Genomic DNA, 20285 nt, shown 5'->3' on the forward strand with positions numbered 1-20285 from the left:
CATGAATCAAATATCAGCGGAAACCAAAACAGAAGCGATGAAAGTCGCCAAGGCAACTCAAAAGCCAGGTCAAACCAAAGAGCAAACTAAGCTCATCGCTCAAGGCATTGAAAAAGGGATTGCAGAGTATAAGAAACAGCAAAAGTCCAAATCGCGACAAAAAGATAAACACCGCAAACAACAGCTAAAAAGTAAGCAAAAGCAAGAACTCGACAAGCAAGAGGTTCAGAGCGATACGCCTACGACGGTCACATCCTCCAAAACCAGCTTACCTTGGATACTCTTAGCACTGAGCTGGATAGCATTTGCTGTCTATTTGTCGATGGTTTAATTGGCAATCTCAAGCAGGGACTTCATCTCATCAACATGAGTATCAACCCAAGCAGGGCTGATCGGCCCCCACGTATCAATACGATAAAACCCTGCATTATGACGCTCTCCCTGTTGCACAAAACCACAGTGAATGCCGATATCTTTTAGCGCAGTAATCGAGTCTTGCAAGGTTCTGCGTGGCATGCCGGTAAGAGCTTGCAATGAACCAAGATTATGCTGTTCACTATCGATAAGATGCGCTAAATAAAGTTTACGAATAAACGCTTTATGCTGTTTTGAGGCTTGTGGGGCTGCGAGTGTCATACCATCCTCTGGTTTAGAAAGTTTGAATAGCCGTCAGCTTATCAACCCTTATCAAATGAAGGAATAGACTTCACCAAAATCGAAGAATATAAATGACTTTCCTACCCATTCGCGATTCGGGTTCATTCATTGCTCGGCAGCTTGGTCTGACTCAAATGACAGCAAATCCATTGGCTGGCACCCTCCATCTTGTTGCGGAATGTTTCTAGCCATAGGCTTTCATCATAGATTGCAGTAAATTGGGTCTAAAACACAGATAAGCATCAAGTCAAAATGAGACGAAAGGGAATTGCATGACCAGTGACAATCAACGTCCGCCACAGCGCAATGAGCAAGCCACAGCTCAAGTCGACCACACCATACTCTCTACGCGCCAGTGGCAAGGTTTTGATCAGGTTCAGCTCACTCCCGTTGATCCTCGCTATAGTTCTGCACTCGCGTTAGAACATCTATTTTTAGCCATCGTCGTCCTGACCATTGCCACTCTAGTCACAATGGTGATTCTAGGGCTCCCGACAATGCTCGTGCTCAGTATCGTTAGTGGCCTATTTATCATGTTAATTATCACAGGGTTCGTTCGGCAGGCTCAATCGAAACGATTGGCATTTGGTGTATGCCAGCATGAATTACTCTTACAAAAAGGAATCATCTGGCAACAACGCATTTCGCTACCCTACACACGATTACAACATGTCAGTTTAAGTCAGGGGCCCATAGAGAGGCGTTTTCAACTCTCCACACTCAAATGCTTTAGTGCTGGCAGTGGCAGCGCCGAGATTGACCTACCAGGGCTCGAAAAATCCCAAGCAGAGCAACTGCGACAACATTTGCTCACTCAGGCAGGGCTGGTTGCCGACAATGTCGACACTGAATCTGAAGGGATTACCGATGGGCAGTAAGCTTTCTCAATGGACTAAGCTATCGCCATGGTCTGTGGTTAGCTTCACTTTCAATAATTTTCGACTTTTGCTCACGAACGCCTATGCTATTTTGCCCTTTGTCTATACCGGCTGGAATCAGGGATTTGACTCACCATGGATGATTGCTGCGACTTCAGCTATTTTGCTGCTCATCCTCGTGGCTTCCATTGTGAAGTGGCTAAAATTTAGATATCGATTGCAAGACCAACAATTGGATATTCTGAGCGGCCTGTTATTCACGAAAGCCGATAAAATCCCTTTCAATAAAATTCAAAATGTTCGGATGCAGCAACCCTTCTATTTCCGACCCGTAGGTCTGTATAGTCTGGTGGTTGAAACCGCAGGCTCAAAGCATGACGAAGCCAGCTTAGCAGCAATCCCCTACCGTCATGCAATTCGCTTGAAAAAGCAATTGCTCGCGGCGAGTCAGCAGGCACATACATCTCTTAACTCTGACGCAGCCCAAAACATAGCGAGTTCAGAACACACGATTTCTACAGCCAATACTGCGCAGGGATTGGCATCGAGCACCTTGGTCAGCAAATCTTTTACAGATTTAATTAAATTTGGTTTCTATCAAAACAACTTTTTATGGTTTGCAATTATTGCGGGTCCGATATTTAGCCAATTGCCATGGGAAGACATCTTAGAAATCCAAGCTGTCAACGATGGCCTCGATTGGTATCTGGCGATCACCCAGGGCAATATAGGCTTGCAAGCCATCGTGGTGATCCTCGCGATCCTTTTAAGCTACATGCTGTTTTCAATGATTTCTATTGTATCGGCCATTTTAAAGTACTTCCCATACAAGTTAAGTTTGCAACAAGACACATTGCATCGCACAGGTGGAGTACTTGCTAAACAGCATGATGCTATGCGCCTAAAGCGTATTCAGGTTGTGCGGTTTAGTCAGCCTATCTTCGGACGGATATTTAAACTTTGGACCATTGATTTCAAACAAGTGAAAGGCCATGAAGTTGAAAAGCGGGGCCAGCACATGCTTGTGCCCAGTATGAGTAGCCATGATATTGCTAACCTCTTACCACAGCTTGAGCAACTCTCGATACAAGCACACGCTTTACCGCCACAACGACAGGGTATCCACCCACTATGGTTTTGGCGTCGGTTGAGCTGGTTGATACTGGCAGCCACGATAATCAGCGCGGCCAGTGTACAGTGGCTTGGGATCCCTGAGCTTGCCCCGATAATCATGCTAGTGGTCGGTATCATGATCGCGGTTAATTATCTCACGTATAGGCAATGGGGCTTTCACAAGTCGGACAACGATCTTTGGATACACAAAGGCACTTTCGCCCGCGCATGGCACTGCTTACCCCTTAGTAAGGTTCAGCATGTTAACCTGATGCAAACTCCATCGCAGCGAAAACGTGGACTGGCAACACTCTATATTGGCCTTGCCAGCGGTACATTAGAACTACCATATATTGAACTGTCACAAGCAAGAGCAATCGCAGAACATGCACTATCCTTAGTGACATCCGACAACCGCAACTGGATTTAAAACCAAGGGGTCAGACATGCCAAATCACAGTCCAACCGATGTTTTAGAGTTTTGGTTTTATGAAATAGAGCCCAAACAATGGTGGGTGAAGGATGAGGCTTTTGATGACAAAATCCGCAAGCGATTTGAGCCGTTGCTTATGGCCGCAAAACAGGGTGACCTATACACTTGGCGCGCAACAGCGCAAGGCCGACTTGCAGAAATTATTGTGCTTGATCAGTTTTCGAGAAATATCTATCGTGATCACCCTAAGAGCTTTGCTTCAGATGGCATGGCGTTAGTGCTAGCACAAGAGGCTGTGGCGATTCAGGCTGACTTTGAGTTATCGCCTCCTCAAGTTCCCTTTCTCTACATGCCGTACATGCATAGCGAATCAAAGCTGATCCATCAAGTCGCCATCCAGTTGTTTTCCCGTGAGGCCGCAAAAGATAACCTTGCATTTGAAATCAGTCATAAAGCTATCATTGATCGCTTTGGTCGCTATCCTCATCGCAATGCAATTTTGGGGCGAGAATCAACAGTAGAAGAAATAGAATTTTTAAAACAACCGGGCTCGGGCTTCTAAACCCCAGCTAGAGTTGAGCTAGAGGTTTGTTGTCTAAAAACGCAACCACAAAGACCAAAAAACGAAATAAGCTTTTAAGCTTTAATGTGGATACAGGCAAAGCATTCTTGGCTCGGCGAGTAGTTTGCGCAGCCTGACTCGAGCGGACAACGCGTTGCAATACACTAATTTTAAGATACAAGCGTTCAATTAAAAATCGACTATCTTGACCGATATAGGGCTTGAACTCTTTGTACTTCCCAATAAACGAGTTCGGTACCGTTTTTCCCGTTTTGGCAGGAAGCTCAATCCCAGTGACCAACGCCTTTTCAAACGCTTTCGTCTCAAAGCCAGCAACAATCATTTGCTCATCAAGCCCTGTTTCTAGGGCGTCCATCATAAAAGCTAAATTGGCTTTAATTTCAAAGTACAGGGCATTTTTCTCAGCTGAGGTTTGCAACCAACGGCCGCGCTCTTTATCGATAATATCGTATAGTTCTTTCCATAAACTCATAACAAATACGGCCTAGCAACTCAGAATGAAAAGCTAAGATTAACAATGACAAAAGCGAATGGAAAGCAGGAATGAGGCAAATAGAAAGGCAGGTCCGAGAGGTAAGCATCAAGGGTTTGGGCTATACGGCCTCAATCCTCGGTCTTTTCTTCTCGACCCTGCCAGTATTTTAATGATAGCAGACACTTGCAATACAGGCGCGACTATCACATCAAGGTGGACTTACTATTTAACCACTAACACGGGTTTTTTAGCTTTGATAGCCACTTCTTCAGCCACACTTGCATGAAGGAAATGACCAACACCAGTCAGTCCGTGACTAGCCATCACGATCATTCCGACATCCACGTTTTCGGCTTCTTCAAGGATTTGGCCGACCGCAGATCCGCGACGAATAATCGTCTCAACTCTTAGGTGTGTTTGTAAATGTGCAAGTACATCACGCATTTTTTCAGCCGCATAGGTTTCCGTATACTTCTCTAACTCTGAGGGTGTAATCGATACAATCCCATAGTTAGTTTCACCATAAGGCTTACTAATTACATGCAGGATACGTAATCCTACTTTGTAAAAATTTGCCATCTCAACTGCATAGCTCAACGCATGGTTTGCAGTCTCAGAAAAATCAGTTGGGCATAAAACTTGACGAGTACGCATAATGAATCCCTCCTTTGGCCATCCTAGAGGTGCCACTGCAACCTCAGGCATTGACCTCGCGATTTAGTATTCCCGCTAAATAGAGCTAAAAACCGTGTTTACTTCACCACAAGCACTGGGCAAGCCGCTTTATTGACAATTTCTTCCGCGACATTTGCATGTAAGAAGTGGGACAAACCTGTTCGACCATGGCTCGCCATCACAATCATGCCAACATCAGAGTCTTTCGCTTCCTCAAGGATCTGTGTCGCGGGTGAGCCGTGGCGCAATACGGTTTCTATTGGTAAATCGCTATTTAACTCGCTTAAAATATCGCGCATACGTGCGGCGGCATCTTCTTCCATGTTTTCAGCGAGCTCTTCAGGAGTGATTGCGAGAATTTGATAGTTCTCATCACCATAGGGTTGCTCAATCACATTCAGTAGTCGAAAGCCTACTTTGTAAAAGTTGGCCATTTCAATGGCATACTTCAATGCATGAGAAGCTGTTTCAGAGAAATCAGTCGGACATAATATTTGACGAGTACGCATGATTATTTCCTCTTTTTGAAGTCATCGGAACAAGTCAGTTATCAATTTATCTCAACCACAGTAAAGCAGGTTTGTGTGTCAAAAATGGTTAAATATCGTTAACTTGTTGTTTATCCATTATTCCTGCCGAACACCAGACTCCGCCAGGAGTATTAACAGCACATATTGACCACTAAGAACAGATAAAGAGCTTTAAAAACATATCTTTAAAATGCATCATAGTTGCTCAATAAATGTACTCCCCTCTACTTAAAGTCTAGAACTAGCCAAACAAATCAAACATGATCCAGATCACAATTGACAGCGATATCTTGACAGATTAACGTTGTTTTAATAGCCTTTGACTGACTAATCAGTCGATTAATTATTAATCAGAATTAATCCATGCAGGTGGATGCAATTTCACCATATTTAATCAAAAAGGATTGCGAGATGAACTGTATGACAACACAAGAGATCAGTGCACAACTAGCGCAAAAACTCACGGTTCAACGAAGTGATTACCAACGTCATCCCGCACCCGAACTTTCTTTACGCATCCAGAAACTAAAGCAGCTCAAACAAGCATTAATGACACACCAAGATGCCATTATCCATGCATTGGCCCAAGACTATGGCCACCGCTCAAAAGACGACACCCTCATCTCAGATATATTGCCCTGTATAAACAACATCAATTACACCTTGAAGCGACTAAAAAAGTGGATGAAGCCGGAATCCAGACATGCAGGACTATTATTGGCACCAGCAAAGATAAAAGTTCAATATCAACCGCTTGGTGTTATTGGCATCATCGTGCCTTGGAACTTCCCCGTCATGTTATCGATAGGGCCACTTATTACCGCATTGGCCGCAGGCAATCGGGTGATGCTAAAGCTATCTGAATTTACCCCCGCCACCAATCAGGCATTAACGGCCATGCTTGAAAATATCTATTCTCCGGAATGGGTAACCATCATTGAAGGGGAAGCAGATGTAGCCGCCGCGTTTTCGGCACTTCCTTTTGACCATTTACTGTTTACCGGATCCACCCGTGTCGGAAAACATGTCATGGCCGCTGCAGCCCAGAACTTAACCCCTGTAACCTTAGAGCTAGGTGGAAAATCACCCGTCATCATTGCCGAAGATATGCCCATCGCTACGGCTGTCGAGAGATTGATATACGGCAAATGCTTAAACGCAGGCCAAATATGCGTTTCTCCTGATTATGTGCTTTGTCCAGAACATCAAGTTGCTGCATTTGTCGAAGAATACAAGCGACAATTTCAGCGTATGTATCGTGGCGATCTCAATCACAATGCTGATTACAGCGCGGTGATTAATCAGAGCCAATTTCAACGGCTGCTAGACACGTTAGCAGATGCAAAACAACAAGGGGCAAACATCACCAGCGCGAACGATCAAGACATTGACCCACAAAGTCGCAAAATCCCGACTCAACTAATCACCGATACAACGGATCAAATGCTCGTGATGCAGCAAGAAATTTTTGGGCCGTTACTCCCAATTATCGGTTATCAAAGCCTGACGCAAGCCATCGACTATGTGAATCAGCGACCGCGCCCACTGGCCTTATATCTAATGAGCTTTGATGCAGAGATTACGGAACAAGTACTGCAGCAAACCCATTCTGGTGGAGTTTGCGTGAATGAAACCCTATTTCACGTCGCAGCTGACGATGCGCCATTTGGTGGCATCGGCGCATCCGGTATGGGGCATTACCATGGTAAGGAAGGCTTTCAAACCTTTAGTCATGCCAAAACAATATTGAGTCGTGGCAAGCTAAACACCGGAAAGCTGGTTCACCCGCCCTATGGTTGGATGCAAAAATTACTCATCAAATTCTTTATGCGCTAATGATAATGATGTCACCACGTTTTTTATGTTATTGATGCCCATGACGGAATCGTCCCACATGTCAGATAAAACGAAGAAACAGCAAATCCTCGACACTGCGCTCAGCTTGTTTGTGCATCAAGGATTTTATGCGACATCCACAGCCTCGATAGCCAAAGCTGCAGGCGTGGCAACAGGAACGTTGTTTCATCATTTCTCATCAAAAGAAGCCTTGATGAATCAGTTGTTTCTCAATATAAAGCAAGGGTTTGCAGATGGTATTCAAGCCCAAATGCTCCACAGTGGTGACTTTAAGCGAGATACAGAGCATTTATGGCAAGCCGCGATTCAATGGGCATTAGAGCACCCATTGCGCCAATCATTTTTCCAACAGTATTCATTGTCTCCGGCGGTGTCTGAGTCCATTCGACAACAGGCCATGCATGAAACCCTAGGGTTCCTTTCGACGATGCTACAACAGGGGCAAGTGTTGGGTTTGCTCGCGAAACATCCATTGCACCTCATGTTGGCCAATTGCCATGGCCAATACTTGGCTAGTGCACAATTCTTTATTGAAAATCCAGAAAAATGGGGTGATGCGGCTCACCGTGAAGCCAGTTTTACGATGATGTGGCGCTCCATTGCCAAGTAGGCCGTGGAATCAAGACACGCTCAAGCGCTAATGACTTGATAGAAGCCGATGGGCGCGATTTAAATGGCCTGCCATAAAATTGCAAAAGAACAGAAGATCCCAACGGACCACACCAAAGATCGCAATGTACTTAAATTCGCAAGATAAAAACCGATATATGCAAGGCGAGCCACCACGTAGACCACGGCATAGGCCGCTGCAGCATCATTGGCTTTTCCAGCTGCAATCACCGCAACCACGGCTAAGCCAAAAATAATTAAAGACTCAAAACTATTGTGATGGGCAGCAACAGCTCTCGCGCCATAACCAGTCAACTGACTCTGCTGCTCACGTGGGTGCTGGTTGTCATATCCAAGTTTAGCCATGGCGATGCCAACGGGTCCTTTCGCCACATAAGGTAGTAACATCGCAATAAACAAGCAGATCAATAGGGTTTGCATAGATTGTCCCTCACAAGTTGATAAGCCTTATTTTAAGTTTACTTTGCCAACACGGCTTGGCATTTCATGGCTGCCGTCTCGCAACTATTTCACAAGGCGTTATTTAGCGCTAAGCTCTGCTCGGCTTTGATCCAATACATCACAAACTGACTGTATTCCCAGTAATGCCCGTGGCGCAGCGCGGTGCAATAAATCGGCATTAAGTTGGTAGATTTGATTATCCACAACGGCCGGTATTTCCGGCCATCGTGACCAATCGACTCCATTTGCATTGCCTTTATCTTGCGTCTGCAAAATCACCTGAGGCTGCCGTACCAGCACATTCTCTACACTAATTTGAGGATAATCGGTATCCGCATTTTCAAACACATTTTTCCCATGACAAACATCAATGATTTGCTGGATCCAACTGTCTTTCGCAACCGTCATTAACGGTGTTGACCAAAGCTGGTAAAAAACGGAGACTTCCGCTTTTTGCTGATTCGTAGCTCTCAAAGCTTGCAGTTGCTGCAAATAGTCCGCTGCGACAAGCTCTGCCTGCTGCCGATGACCCGTTAGCTCCCCCAAATTTAACAAATCATCTGCAACTGCCGCTAAGGTATGCGGATCACTGCCGTAGAGTTGAAAACCTAACTGTCGTAGCTTCTGAATATCCTCGGCTTTATTGCCGCTATCCCAAATCACAATTAGATCTGGATTCAACTCGATAATTCGTTCTATTTGAATACCGTGATAACCGCCAATGCGATCAATATGTTTTGCCGCTTGCGGATAATCTGCATGTTCTGTCGTTGCCACGATGGTATCACCAGCACCAATTGCAAATAACATTTCGACACTATGGGGAGATAAAGCAACCACCCGTTTCGCGGGTACACCTTCCGCAGTGGCTGAACCACAACCCAGCACAGAGAGCAGCAACATGAATGTTCTAAAATGTCGAGCAAAGGCACATTGAAAACGGTAATACTTAGATTGGAAGCAATCGAAACGACTCACATTTATTCCTATAGGTGTAAAGGGCTAGCTAGATTATCTGCAGCTAAAATAACACAGCCAAGGCTAGAATAGCGAAACTCTCAGCAGGAAATCGCATCCTCGTGACGTTTCCTTTACCGCAATTTTTTCCCGCCAAACCCTATCTCAATTAGGCGTAAAACACTCGCTAATCACACAAAAGCGTATGCGGAATACACAAGAAAAAGATCGAGATAAACCTAGCTCTAAGCCTTTGTCTTTATTGGTAACAATATATATTGTCTGCAAGCATGCTAAAGATCAAACTTATACTAATTGCCATTTGTCTAATCACCTCCCTAGGATATATTGGGGACGTGTTTTCACCATGAATCTAATAAATGCAAGCATGATATAGAGAGGTAGTATGAGCAAGTTCGAATTCGCCCCAATGCCCAATAGCGAAGGCTATTTTGGTGAGTATGGTGGCCAAATTATTCCTCCAGAGCTAAAACAAGCCATGGATGATATCAGCTTGGCTTACGAAGAAATTCGACAAACCCAAGCGTTCCAAGATGAGCTCATGCAGCTATTTCAAGACTATGTAGGTCGTCCAAGCCCAGTTTATCATGCCAAACGATTAAGTGACCAAATCGGGGGGGCCCAGATCTATCTCAAGCGAGAAGATTTGAACCACACCGGTGCGCACAAAATTAACCATTGTCTTGGCGAAGCACTACTAGCCAAGCATATGGGTAAAAAGAAAGTCATCGCAGAAACCGGCGCTGGCCAGCATGGCGTCGCGCTTGCGACAGCCTGCGCATTAGTCGGGATCCCCTGCGAAATACATATGGGCCAAGTCGACATTGAAAAAGAGCATCCGAATGTCACCAAGATGAAAATCTTAGGTTGTAAATTGGTCGCCGTCACCCAAGGCACCGCGACTCTAAAAGATGCGGTTGATAGTGCATTTGTTGCTTACCTAGAAAATCCAACAGACTATATCTATGCCATTGGTTCAGTCGTTGGCCCGCATCCATTCCCAGCAATGGTCAGAGACTTCCAAAGCATTATTGGTCGCGAAGCACGTGAGCAATTTCAAACGAAGTTTAATCAATTACCCGATGTCATTACTGCATGCGTCGGCGGCGGATCAAATGCCATCGGACTGTTTACTGCCTTTTTAGAAGATGAAGACGTAAAAATTGTTGGAGTAGAGCCAGCCGGCGAAGGTTTAGATACCCATCGTCACTCGGCCACATTAACACTCGGCAGCCCAGGCGCAATTCATGGGTTTAAATGCTACGTGCTACAAGACGAAAATGGAGAACCATTACCGGTTCACTCAATCGCCTCCGGACTCGACTATCCTGGTGTCGGCCCGCAGCACAGCTACCTGAAAGATATTGAACGCGTTCAATATCAATCGGTCACAGACCAAGAGTGTCTTGATGCATTTATGACCCTATCACAGGTCGAAGGCATTATACCGGCTCTAGAAAGCGCCCATGCCGTTGCTTGGGCTATGCGTCAAGCACGAGAGATGGCTCCAGAACAACGCATCTTGGTAAATCTCTCTGGCCGTGGTGATAAAGACGCCGATTATGTGGCTGACAAGTTAGGCCTATAACGCGCATAAACACCTGCAAAAGACCGTGCCAACCGATTCAGGATTGGCACTTTTTTGTCTTATTTTCTTGTAGGTTTGCCTTGAACTCAACCAAGCATCCCCCCCTCGCGGCGCAAGCCCTTTGCCCAATCAGAACCCCTGCCCCCTCCGACCACAACAGATTAAAAACTACCTTTTCATATCATCTATCAACAAGCCACAACGTCTTATGCCCTCTCGCAATGTGAATATAAGTTTACATATTTGAGGTTTACGCTATATTAATCATTCGCTTGAACATCGACATCCCGTATGCCTTGCTGCAAACTGCAATCCATGCAAAGCGATTCCCATGCCAAAAATAACAGGACTAATAATGATAAAAGTAAACCTGATTTCGTTACTCGTCGCCTCAGCCTGCGCATTAACTAGTGTCTCTAGCGTCGCGGCTATTCAAGTGTTACACGCAGGAGAGCTATTGACGGTACCGGGCAAAAAACCGCTGACAAAACAATCTGTCATTATTGAAAATGGCCATATCAAAGCCGTTCGTTCAGGGTTTGTTGCTGCGAGTGACTATGGCCAAGATGCACAGCTAATCGACTTATCCAGCAGCTTTGTCATGCCTGGTATGATGGATATGCATGTTCATTTACAAGCTGAATTCGGCCCAGACAACGATAAAAATATGCTGAAGCAATCCGATGCAGACCTTGCCATGAGTAGTGTGTACTACGCCAAGAAAACCCTCTTGGCTGGCTTCACTACCGTCCGTGATCTCAGAAGCCAAACCGAGCAGATGTATGCACTCCGCGACGGCATAAACAAAGGCTGGATTGATGGACCTCGCGTCATTGCAGGTGCGGCGATTTCTGTCACCGGCGGACACCTAGATGCAGATGGAATGGCGCCCGACATTCTCCATATCAAATCACTGGAAAGCCTTTGTGACGGCCCTTATGAGTGCCGAAAAGTCACTCGTGATGTCATCAAGTATGGTGCCGACGTCATTAAAATTGCCTCAACCGGAGGCGTATTGTCAGATACCAACACCGGCACCGGTCAGCAAATGACGGATGATGAACTCAAAGAGATAGTCGATACAGCCCATAGCCTTGGACGTAAAGTCACAAGCCATGCCCACGCTGCGGACGGAATTAACGCCGCGCTTCGAGCGGGGGTCGACAGTATTGAGCACGGAAGTTATGCCGACAAGACATCCATCAAACTGTTCAAAAAGTCTGGCGCATATCTAGTGCCGACTTTACTTGCAGGGGCAACTGCAGTGGAAATGGCCAAAAATTCAAGCTTTATGTCGCCAGCAGTAAAAGCCAAAGCAATTCGCGTGGGTTCAGACATGCAAAAAAGCTTCAAAGCTTCATACAAAGCAGGGGTTAAAATTGCGTTTGGAACCGATAGCGGGGTTTCAAAACATGGAATCAACGCCCAAGAAGCCGTACTGATGCACCAAGCTGGCATGACAACCGCTGATGTACTCAAATCTGCCACAGTCAATGGTGCTGATCTCGCTGGTATGAGCGATAAGCTAGGAACACTAGAGGCCGGAAAATATGCCGACATCATTGCAATGGATGCAAGCCCGCTAAAAAATATTGAAGAACTGCTGGACGTCGATTTCGTCATGAAAGGTGGCACCGTCTATAAGCAATAAAACCAGCTGATTTCTACGGACTTCAACCCAAAAGGAGCTGCGGCTCCTTTTTGAATGAACAAGCTCAATGGCAACCCCGTTCAGCCTTGTATTCATCACCGCTGTAATGACCATCAAAAAATCACCAAAACCTGCGCCAAATATGCCAAGTCAAGATTAGCGATTTGTTAACAACTCAATCCATGTCTCGTTCTTACACCTTAGAGCCGCCAGCGCTTAGGTTCTTAGGGGCAGTTAAGGTAGAGTATTGCGTGTAAAAATTGGGTATCACCAAAAAAATTATAATTTCAGGGAAACTTCCATGCGAAAATCATTAATTGCATTAGCTGTTGGGGCTTCTTTAGTACTCACTGGCTGTGGCGAAACACAAACCTCGCCATCAAAAAATGCCAAACAAGCTGACACAAAAGTAGCCGCTGCAGAGACAAAAGCAGTCCCAGCGGACACATTAAACAACCCGCTACTGGTAAAAAGTAGCCTTCAATACGAAGCGCCACAATACGATAAGATCCAACTCGATCATTACCTGCCAGCCTTTAAACAAGGCATCCAAGCGCAAGCTGATGAGATTGCTGCGATCGCAAACAATAGCGATGCGCCAACGTTTGATAACACCATTGTCGCCATGGAAAAAACGGGCGCACTTTTACGACGCGCAATAGGGGCGTTTTTCAACATTACCGGTACCATTTCTGGTGAAAACGTTCGAGCCATCCAGTCTGAGGTGATCCCGCTACTCACAGCACATGGCGATAACATTGATTTAAATCCTCAGCTGTTCGCTCGTGTTGAAGCCGTTTATAACAATATCGATAAGTTAACAGGCGAAGATAAGCGCCTCACCGAACTGACTTACAAAGGTTTTGTTCGTGCTGGTGCTAAGCTCGATGACGCGCAAAAAGCCAAGGTAAGAGAGCTCAATGCTGAACTTGCCAAACTAACCAACGATTTTGGTCAAAACCTTATGAAGGTGACTAAAGACGCCGCTGTCATCGTTGAAGATAAAGCGCAACTGGTGGGTTTACCTGATACAAAAATAGCGTCTTTGGCGGCTGCAGCTGAAGCCGCAGGCATGAAAGGCAAATACTTAATCACGCTCCAAAACACCACTCGCCAACCTATCATGACCAGCTTAGATAATCGCGAGTTGCGTGAAAAGGTATGGCAAGCATCAGCGAATCGAGGCATGGATCTGAATGGTCCACTTGCAATTCGTCTCGCCGAATTACGAGCAGAAAAAGCCAAGTTGATGGGCTACCCAAACTGGGCGACCTATGTACTGAACAACCAAATGGCAAAAACGCCAGATGCAGTGCTAACCATGCTCGGTGATATGGCGCCAAAAATTGTCGCTAAAAATGAGTTGGAAGCAGTTGAACTCAAAGCACTCATGAGCGCTTCGGGTGTCCAACACGACCTAAAACCTTGGGACTGGACCTACTACGCTGAAAAGGTTCGTGCTCAAAAGTATGATCTGGATGAATCAGAAGTTCGTAACTACTTCGAAATCAACAACGTACTAGAAAAGGGTATCTTCTACGCACTAGAGCGTCAGTTCGGTATCACCTTTAAAGAGCGTAACGATCTACCGACTTATCACCCTGATGTGCGTACCTATGAAGTGTTCGAAGCAGACGGTACCAGTATCGGTCTATTCTACGCAGACTACTTTGCCCGTGAAGGGAAACGTGGTGGCGCGTGGATGAACGCATTCGTAGGCCAAAACCACTTACTCGGCAAAAAGCCAGTCATTGTGAATGTAATGAACATTCCTAAGCCAGCTGAAGGCCAACCCGCACTGGTTAGCTTTAATAACGTGACCACCATGTTCCATGAAATGGGCCACGGCATGCACGGCATGTTATCAGACGTGAAGTATCCAAAGCTTGCGGGTACGGCTGTCTCACGCGATTATGTTGAGTTCCCATCACAGTTCCAAGAAGATTGGGCAATTCACCCTGATGTATTGGCAAACTACGCCAAGCACTACCAAACGGGAGAATCAATTCCGCAAGATCTACTGAACAAAATGCTCGCCGCAAACAAATTCAACCAAGGCTTCGATAGCCTCGAATATGTTGCTGCAGCTTTGCTAGATATGGAATGGCACAGCATCGCACCCGGCACTAAAATTGAGTCACTCGCTGATTTTGAAGACAAAGCGCTCCGTAAAAATGGCGTAAAATCTGATTACGTGCCACCACGTTACAAGTCTAACTACTTTGCACACGTATTTGCCGGCGGCTATTCTGCGGGCTACTACGCCTACATGTGGAGTGAAGTGCTTGCCGCAGATGCATTTAATTACATGGCAAAGAATGGCGGTTTAACCCGTGAGTATGGCGACAAAATTCGCGAAACCATCTACTCCAAAGGCAACTCAATCGACCCGAACCAGCAGTACCTAAACTTCAAAGGCGCAAAACCAGAAGTTGAAGGCTTGCTAATTCGCCGTGGACTACTTTAAATATCCTTGCTTAACCACAAACCGGAGGCGATTGCCTCCGGTTTTTTTATGAGTGCTAATTCGATTTACTGATCATCCACGCCGAACAGCCAAACTATAAAAATGAAGAAAATATCAGTTAACCAGAAAAGCGGCATGTTCTTTCACTAGCGTGAAAAGGTGTCGGCTACACTTGCTGGTTATCTTTATTAACTCTCCGGTTATATCTATCCAAATAGGAATATCAAGGTCCTAATTAGCAATAAACTTGCTAGTTAGATTGAAACCATTTGGGATACTATTCGAGTGGCCACGAGAAACATGCATTTTTATTATCATTCCTGTGTTTTGCCTCGAATGAGGCTAAAACAACTTCAAATATAGCCGGATTGCTGTCAATCATTAAGAAATATTCATCCTCATTATACAAAAGAAGAATGTTTCCAAAGTCATCACTTTCCCCTACCAACTGCTTAAAACCATAACAACTAAGGTCTTTTCTTTTAGTATAATTTACATTTTGTTTAAAGACCGAAACCATTTCATTTTTAGAGTTTACTTCAACAACTATAGAGCCACTTTCACTTGATGATGTAGCTCCTGGCCCACCGAGTTTTAACGAAGTCATACTCAACTTGTTTTCTGTATGCTCTGATATATAGTATCTGCCAGGAATAAGGACTACGCCGCCAAATTTATATAACTGAAAAACAGATCTTTTACCCGAGCTAAAATAGTGAAACATTTCTTCGATTTCATCCGCCTGACTCTGATTAACTACAGAGTGGGAGTCTGAACTGTGAGCATTTAAACTTATAAATACAACAGTCAAAAACATTCCAATTATAAATTTCAATGCACTACCTCGAAAAAACGTAAAAATATGCGCCAGCTCATTTCAGGTAAGCTAAAGTAAGCATATGCACTTGTTAGTTCTCTTTATACCAATCTTGCCAACCTCTTGGTGCAGGGTACTTTAGCTTATAGGCCTTTAGTTCATCGTCACTCGCGTATTTTAAGTACACACTAAAATAATCCGTAAGATATTCTTCTCCCACCCCCATTCGCCAAAACATGCTACCTGATTGATGATCTGGGTGCTTTTTCCATGGAGGAAGTGGTGGAGCGATTCTCAGCTCGTTTTCAAACCTTTTCTTAAGCATGGCTTTCCTATCTTTTTTAAGATTTAGATAAGCCTTCCAATCTTCTTCCGATACCCCCTCTGGTGGACCAAGTTCGCTTGCAGCCACCGCCCCCCTCACAACAATGAATAAACTTAAAAATGCAAATCTAATCTTCATATAAAAACCAACGCTTTGTATATGGAAAAATATGAGCTGACTATACTATGCAAAGCACCAGCCAGCGTAGATTGTTCCTGTGATTTTATGAACGAATCATGCTCTTTGGTGGGCTGTACTATTTACCATACTTTATTTTTAGCTTTTCGAACCAGCCAAAATCAACCTCTAATAAATACTCGTTGCCAGTTACATCATGCTTTATGTGTAACGTATTTGTGTTGATCCAAACGAGTTCTGGTGCCACTTTTTCGGGGTGACCGCTAATGCTAAAGATATTGCCAGGATCATTTTCCAACTTAGAACCAAATTTAATGATAGAAATTTGAGTACTAAACCCCGTTGTAGCCCCACAATCTCTTTGGAAAATGACAGCTTCATACTTTTCATCAAGTGACGTTGTTTTTGAGTGGATGTAGTTACCGCACATGCCAGAAAACATGGAAGCGCCCCAAAATATGAAAAGAGTGCTAATGATCGCTGATCCTATCCCTAACCTGATTATAATTTTTATGATTAATTCCATCGAATCCAGCTACAGCTTAGTCTTGATTATGCGCGTTTACACGCAGCGCAAATTTCATCAACCCTAGCATAACCTTGTTCAAACTGTGAACCGTGGTAAGCCCTTATCTATTTAGATACTTTCTAGTTTCTCAACGTACTGTTGTCCGAACTTCATCGATGACAACCCAAACGCCTTTCCATTAGAAAAAGTATCTTGTGAAGATGCGGCTTCAAACTCTTTTTGGGGCATCATCGTGCTAGCGCCCCTATCCACGAACGTGGACATTTCCGAGTTGAAATTTTAATTCGAACTAGTTAGTTTCGAATTAAAATCCCTTTGGGTAACGCTCAAAGCAATTGCGCGCATAGCGCGTCCAATTGCCTTTTTTTGTTATGTTCATTTCCACCTCAACCATTCACCACCCTCGTATTTAAACAATGTTCGGAACGCCTGAATTGGCTTATTTGGATCATCCAACCTACTTGCTTTTGATACAGTCATTACTGCAATCTCTGATCCGTAAGCAGTCGCTTTGTCACCAGCATATGAGTCCATTACAGCTTTTGCTAAAGCTTGAAGAGCTTGATGGTTTTCCATGTCCACATCTGCACGATATTTAAGGGTATAGGCATATATGTTTTCACTTTCGAAGAAAGTCTTTGTTACTGCTTCGATTGAAATTTCTTTTGAATTGGGAAGGTCGATTAAACGATTAAGAAGAAATTCCGATTCAAGATATTTTGGGGTATCTAGCTTTTGATACATCCCCCCAATAGGCAATGGATTAGAGGTGATACGAAGGTTTTCCAGTTTATAACCTTGAATATCTGATCCGCTAAAGAACAAAGAATAGAAAAGCGTTTGCTCATGTACTTGGCTTTTTGCAAAAACGGCTATTCTCTCGGCGGCACCGTAAAGTTCATGAGCATAGATAGTTATGTTCTTATGTGGATAACTGTATACCAGTTGTTCAATTAGAAACTGAAAGTTTTCAGGGGTAATTGCGCTCTTTAATGTACCAGTAGTTCCTAGATAAACACTCTTGGCATCAGCTTTGAAAAACACATCTTGGAGTACATGCTCCGCTTGCTTAATCGCTTTATCTGGATCGTGGTAAGTTAGGTCAAGTGCCTGAGCTGTATTACTCATGAAAACGAGTAATAGTAGAAAACTCGATAGTTGCTTCATAGTTCCCCTATGTACATAAGACTCGGTGCAGTCCAGACTATGGTTACTTAATGTCAATGTATGCTTTCAGCGACAATAAAAAACCTAATAATCAAACCCTTGCTGCGCCTTCACGCCTTGTTCGAAAGCATGTTTGATTGGGGTAACATCACTGACCGTATCGGCAAGCTCGACGATACGGCGATGGCATGCTCTGCCGGTAATAATGACGTGCTGCATTGCAGGTCGGTTAGCTAACGCTTGAACCACCCGTTCGACATCCAAATAGTGGTAACTCACCATATATGTGAGTTCATCGAGTAGCACTAAATCAACCGATTCATCTTGCAGTAATTTTTCTGCCGCAAGCCATGCGGTTTCGGCAGCTTGCGTATCTTTCTCTCGGTCTTGGGTTTCCCAAGTAAACCCTGTACCCATCACATGAAAATCGACACCGAGCTGTTCCAGCACATTACGCTCACCACAGCCCCACGTCCCTTTAATAAATTGCACCACTGCCGCTTTTTTTCCATGCCCAACCGCGCGAACCACGCTGCCAAAACCTGCCGTGGATTTGCCTTTACCGTTCCCGGTTAGTACGAGCAGGATTCCCTTTTCTTGCTGTGCGGCGGCAATTTTTGCGTCCACCCCAGCTTTTACTTTTTGCTGACGGCTTTTATGGCGTTGCGCTTTTTGTTCCGTTTTATCTGTCGTCATTGCAAGATCTCTTTTCATCAGTTGTTGAGCGATTTAAAATTTGATTGAGTTTTTCCATATCAAGGGATTGCGCCAATGTTGTCGCTAATCGCTGCAATTGGGCTTCTCGATTTGCGCCAATATCCACAGCTTGATCGTCCTTTGCACCAGCCCACTGCAGCATTTGAGCACACGCCTCTGGCGCATCAAATAACCCATGGATATAAGTACCGAGTACTTGATTATCAGGCGATACCACGCCATCACTTGCATGGGTTAAGTCGGGCTTGGCTTGACGCTTAAATTGGATAGGGGCTTGGCGCGGTTTACTCTGGTACGTATAGAGGTGACCACTGTCATCCACCGGCAATTGACTCGCTCGCGTCACACCACAATGAATTTCATAGCCATTAAACTGAGCTGGCTGCGCTCCTTCTAACCTGAGCGTGCCACTGACCTGAGTTAAATGTTTCGACGCCGCCAATGTGGTTTCTACATCCAATACGCGCAATCCTTGGCTGCTACCAGCTTGACCTTCAACCCCGAGAGGATCATCAATTCGATGCCCTAGCATTTGGTATCCACCACAGATCCCAATCACTTTCCCACCATATCTTAGGTGTCTAAGAATTGCGCTATCCCATCCCTGATGACGCATAAACTCCAAGTCCTGACGTACGCTTTTACTACCAGGCAAAATGATTAAATCAACCTTGGGCAACTCTCCTAAAGCTTGATAGCGCTGTGCTGCATGCTTCAAAGAATAGTACTGAAAATCTATACTGGGGTTAAGTCGAAGGGGATCAAAATCAGTATGGTTACTAATATGCGGCCAAACCAACACCAGCACTTTTAATTTACGCGTGGCAGGCATAGTTTCACTTTGCGGAGCCGGTTGTTCAACCAATGCATCTTCAGCGTCCAAATGTAAATCGTGCAAGTACGGCAATACCCCAAGAACCGGTTTGCCGGTATGCTGCTCTAACCAGTCTAACCCTGACTGCAACAGGCTTATATCTCCGCGAAAGCGGTTAATCACAAAGCCTTTTACCCGTTGCCGTTCAGATTCTGACAACAATGCTAATGTCCCAACTAAGTGTGCAAACACGCCACCTTTGTCAATATCGGCAATTAATATCACTGGGCAACCTGCTGTTTCCGCAAAGCCCATATTGGCAATATCATGCGCGCGCAAATTGATTTCAGCAGGGCTTCCAGCACCTTCCACCAGCACCATTTGATACTGCTCAGTTAACCTGCCATAAGACTCAAGTACAGCTTTCATCGCCAGCTGTTTGTAGTGCTGACTAGCCTTGCCAAAAAATTGGTCAGCTTGTAAAGAAGTCAAGGCTTTGCCATGCACGATGACTTGGCAGCGGGTATCTGAACCCGGTTTAAGTAAGATGGGATTAAAATCAGTATGAAATGCCACCCTAGCAGCATTCGCTTGTAGTGCTTGCGCGCGGCCAATTTCACCACCGTCCACTGTGACAGCACTATTTAATGCCATATTTTGCGGTTTAAAAGGCGCAACACGATAGCCTTGGTCGGCAAATAGTCGGCACAATCCCGCCACTAGCGTGGTTTTGCCCGCATCAGAGGTGGTGCCTTGCACCATCAAGGTACAACAACTCTTACTCATGATTTACAACGGTCCCAGTTCAACACAGCACGCGGC

The 20285-nt window shown here is 44.9% G+C and carries 22 protein-coding genes; 9 read left to right on the forward strand and 13 right to left on the reverse strand.

What is annotated here, in order from left to right; translation table 11 throughout:
• The first annotated feature begins 1 nt into the window (after position 1).
• Positions 2-331, forward strand: a complete 330-nt coding sequence (locus IEY18_RS07045; protein WP_188919252.1) for a DUF2956 domain-containing protein — start codon at positions 2-4, stop codon at positions 329-331.
• On the opposite strand, the gene IEY18_RS07050 is transcribed toward IEY18_RS07045, so the two are convergent.
• Complete coding sequence (locus IEY18_RS07050) at positions 328-636, reverse strand: winged helix-turn-helix domain-containing protein (RefSeq protein ID WP_188919254.1); 309 nt, start codon at positions 634-636, stop codon at positions 328-330. The two genes, IEY18_RS07045 and IEY18_RS07050, sit on opposite strands and share 4 nt — an antisense overlap.
• A gap of 293 nt (positions 637-929) precedes the next feature.
• Between IEY18_RS07050 and IEY18_RS07055 the strand changes: the two genes are divergently transcribed.
• From IEY18_RS07055 to IEY18_RS07065, 3 genes are read left to right on the forward strand one after another with little or no spacing between them, the layout of a single operon-like run.
• The gene (locus IEY18_RS07055) at positions 930-1535 is read left to right on the forward strand and encodes a PH domain-containing protein (RefSeq protein WP_188919256.1); all 606 of its coding nucleotides are present in this window, start codon (positions 930-932) and stop codon (positions 1533-1535) included.
• Positions 1495-3078 carry a PH domain-containing protein gene (locus IEY18_RS07060; RefSeq protein WP_188919258.1) on the forward strand — a complete coding sequence of 528 codons (1584 nt, stop codon included), beginning with the start codon at positions 1495-1497 and terminating at the stop codon, positions 3076-3078. The genes IEY18_RS07055 and IEY18_RS07060 overlap by 41 nt, the downstream gene beginning before the upstream one ends.
• 16 nt (positions 3079-3094) lie before the next feature.
• Positions 3095-3643, forward strand: a complete 549-nt coding sequence (locus IEY18_RS07065) for a DUF924 family protein (protein WP_188919261.1) — start codon at positions 3095-3097, stop codon at positions 3641-3643.
• Positions 3644-3650: 7 nt separating this feature from the next.
• On the opposite strand, the gene IEY18_RS07070 is transcribed toward IEY18_RS07065, so the two are convergent.
• The 3 genes from IEY18_RS07070 to IEY18_RS07080 all read right to left on the reverse strand — a co-directional run bounded on the left by IEY18_RS07070 (position 3651) and on the right by IEY18_RS07080 (position 5323).
• Entirely contained in the window at positions 3651-4136 is a 486-nt protein-coding gene (locus tag IEY18_RS07070; protein ID WP_188919263.1) for a hypothetical protein, read from the reverse strand.
• A 225-nt stretch (positions 4137-4361) separates the two neighbouring features.
• Positions 4362-4793, reverse strand: coding sequence for a universal stress protein (locus IEY18_RS07075; RefSeq protein ID WP_188919265.1), 432 nt, complete (start codon positions 4791-4793; stop codon positions 4362-4364).
• Between the two features lie 98 nt (positions 4794-4891).
• On the reverse strand, positions 4892-5323 hold the full coding sequence (locus tag IEY18_RS07080) for a universal stress protein (RefSeq protein ID WP_188919267.1): 432 nt from the start codon (positions 5321-5323) through the stop codon (positions 4892-4894).
• A 384-nt stretch (positions 5324-5707) separates the two neighbouring features.
• Between IEY18_RS07080 and IEY18_RS07085 the strand changes: the two genes are divergently transcribed.
• Positions 5708-7180 (forward strand): coniferyl aldehyde dehydrogenase, encoded by a 1473-nt coding sequence (locus IEY18_RS07085; protein ID WP_188919270.1) that lies wholly within the window; start codon positions 5708-5710, stop codon positions 7178-7180.
• Positions 7181-7238: 58 nt separating this feature from the next.
• A complete protein-coding gene (locus tag IEY18_RS07090; protein ID WP_188919272.1) occupies positions 7239-7811 on the forward strand; it encodes a TetR/AcrR family transcriptional regulator in 573 nt (190 codons plus the stop codon).
• A 59-nt stretch (positions 7812-7870) separates the two neighbouring features.
• Here IEY18_RS07090 and IEY18_RS07095 read toward each other — a convergent pair whose 3' ends face one another.
• Both IEY18_RS07095 and IEY18_RS07100 read right to left on the reverse strand, forming a co-directional pair.
• Positions 7871-8251, reverse strand: coding sequence for an MAPEG family protein (locus IEY18_RS07095; protein WP_188919274.1), 381 nt, complete (start codon positions 8249-8251; stop codon positions 7871-7873).
• Between the two features lie 99 nt (positions 8252-8350).
• Complete coding sequence (locus tag IEY18_RS07100; RefSeq protein ID WP_188919997.1) at positions 8351-9175, reverse strand: cobalamin-binding protein; 825 nt, start codon at positions 9173-9175, stop codon at positions 8351-8353.
• Between the two features lie 460 nt (positions 9176-9635).
• On the opposite strand from IEY18_RS07100, the gene trpB reads away from it, so the two are divergent.
• From trpB to IEY18_RS07115, 3 genes are all read left to right on the forward strand, one after another.
• Positions 9636-10838 carry a tryptophan synthase subunit beta gene (trpB, locus tag IEY18_RS07105; RefSeq protein ID WP_188919276.1) on the forward strand — a complete coding sequence of 401 codons (1203 nt, stop codon included), beginning with the start codon at positions 9636-9638 and terminating at the stop codon, positions 10836-10838.
• Positions 10839-11193: 355 nt separating this feature from the next.
• On the forward strand, positions 11194-12489 hold the full coding sequence (locus tag IEY18_RS07110; protein WP_188919278.1) for a metal-dependent hydrolase family protein: 1296 nt from the start codon (positions 11194-11196) through the stop codon (positions 12487-12489).
• A 301-nt stretch (positions 12490-12790) separates the two neighbouring features.
• Positions 12791-14956 carry a M3 family metallopeptidase gene (locus IEY18_RS07115; RefSeq protein WP_188919280.1) on the forward strand — a complete coding sequence of 722 codons (2166 nt, stop codon included), beginning with the start codon at positions 12791-12793 and terminating at the stop codon, positions 14954-14956.
• Positions 14957-15233: 277 nt separating this feature from the next.
• Here IEY18_RS07115 and IEY18_RS07120 read toward each other — a convergent pair whose 3' ends face one another.
• From IEY18_RS07120 to IEY18_RS07145, 7 genes are all read right to left on the reverse strand, one after another.
• Positions 15234-15791, reverse strand: coding sequence for a hypothetical protein (locus tag IEY18_RS07120; protein ID WP_188919282.1), 558 nt, complete (start codon positions 15789-15791; stop codon positions 15234-15236).
• Between the two features lie 73 nt (positions 15792-15864).
• Positions 15865-16236 (reverse strand): hypothetical protein, encoded by a 372-nt coding sequence (locus IEY18_RS07125; protein WP_229779771.1) that lies wholly within the window; start codon positions 16234-16236, stop codon positions 15865-15867.
• A 118-nt stretch (positions 16237-16354) separates the two neighbouring features.
• Positions 16355-16762 carry a hypothetical protein gene (locus tag IEY18_RS07130; RefSeq protein ID WP_188919284.1) on the reverse strand — a complete coding sequence of 136 codons (408 nt, stop codon included), beginning with the start codon at positions 16760-16762 and terminating at the stop codon, positions 16355-16357.
• Positions 16763-16873: 111 nt separating this feature from the next.
• Positions 16874-16996: a hypothetical protein gene (locus IEY18_RS17465; protein WP_268244248.1), complete on the reverse strand. Its 123-nt coding sequence runs from the start codon at positions 16994-16996 to the stop codon at positions 16874-16876.
• 144 nt (positions 16997-17140) lie between these two features.
• Positions 17141-17932: a hypothetical protein gene (locus IEY18_RS07135; protein ID WP_188919286.1), complete on the reverse strand. Its 792-nt coding sequence runs from the start codon at positions 17930-17932 to the stop codon at positions 17141-17143.
• Between the two features lie 84 nt (positions 17933-18016).
• A complete protein-coding gene (gene cobO, locus IEY18_RS07140; RefSeq protein ID WP_188919288.1) occupies positions 18017-18628 on the reverse strand; it encodes a cob(I)yrinic acid a,c-diamide adenosyltransferase in 612 nt (203 codons plus the stop codon).
• On the reverse strand, positions 18615-20249 hold the full coding sequence (locus tag IEY18_RS07145) for a cobyric acid synthase (RefSeq protein ID WP_188919290.1): 1635 nt from the start codon (positions 20247-20249) through the stop codon (positions 18615-18617). Before IEY18_RS07145 ends, cobO begins: the two co-directional genes overlap by 14 nt.
• Between the last annotated feature and the right edge of the window lie 36 nt (positions 20250-20285).

The sequence above is a fragment of the Shewanella gelidii genome, from assembly GCF_014647855.1.
Taxonomy (GTDB): Bacteria; Pseudomonadota; Gammaproteobacteria; order Enterobacterales; family Shewanellaceae; genus Shewanella; species Shewanella gelidii.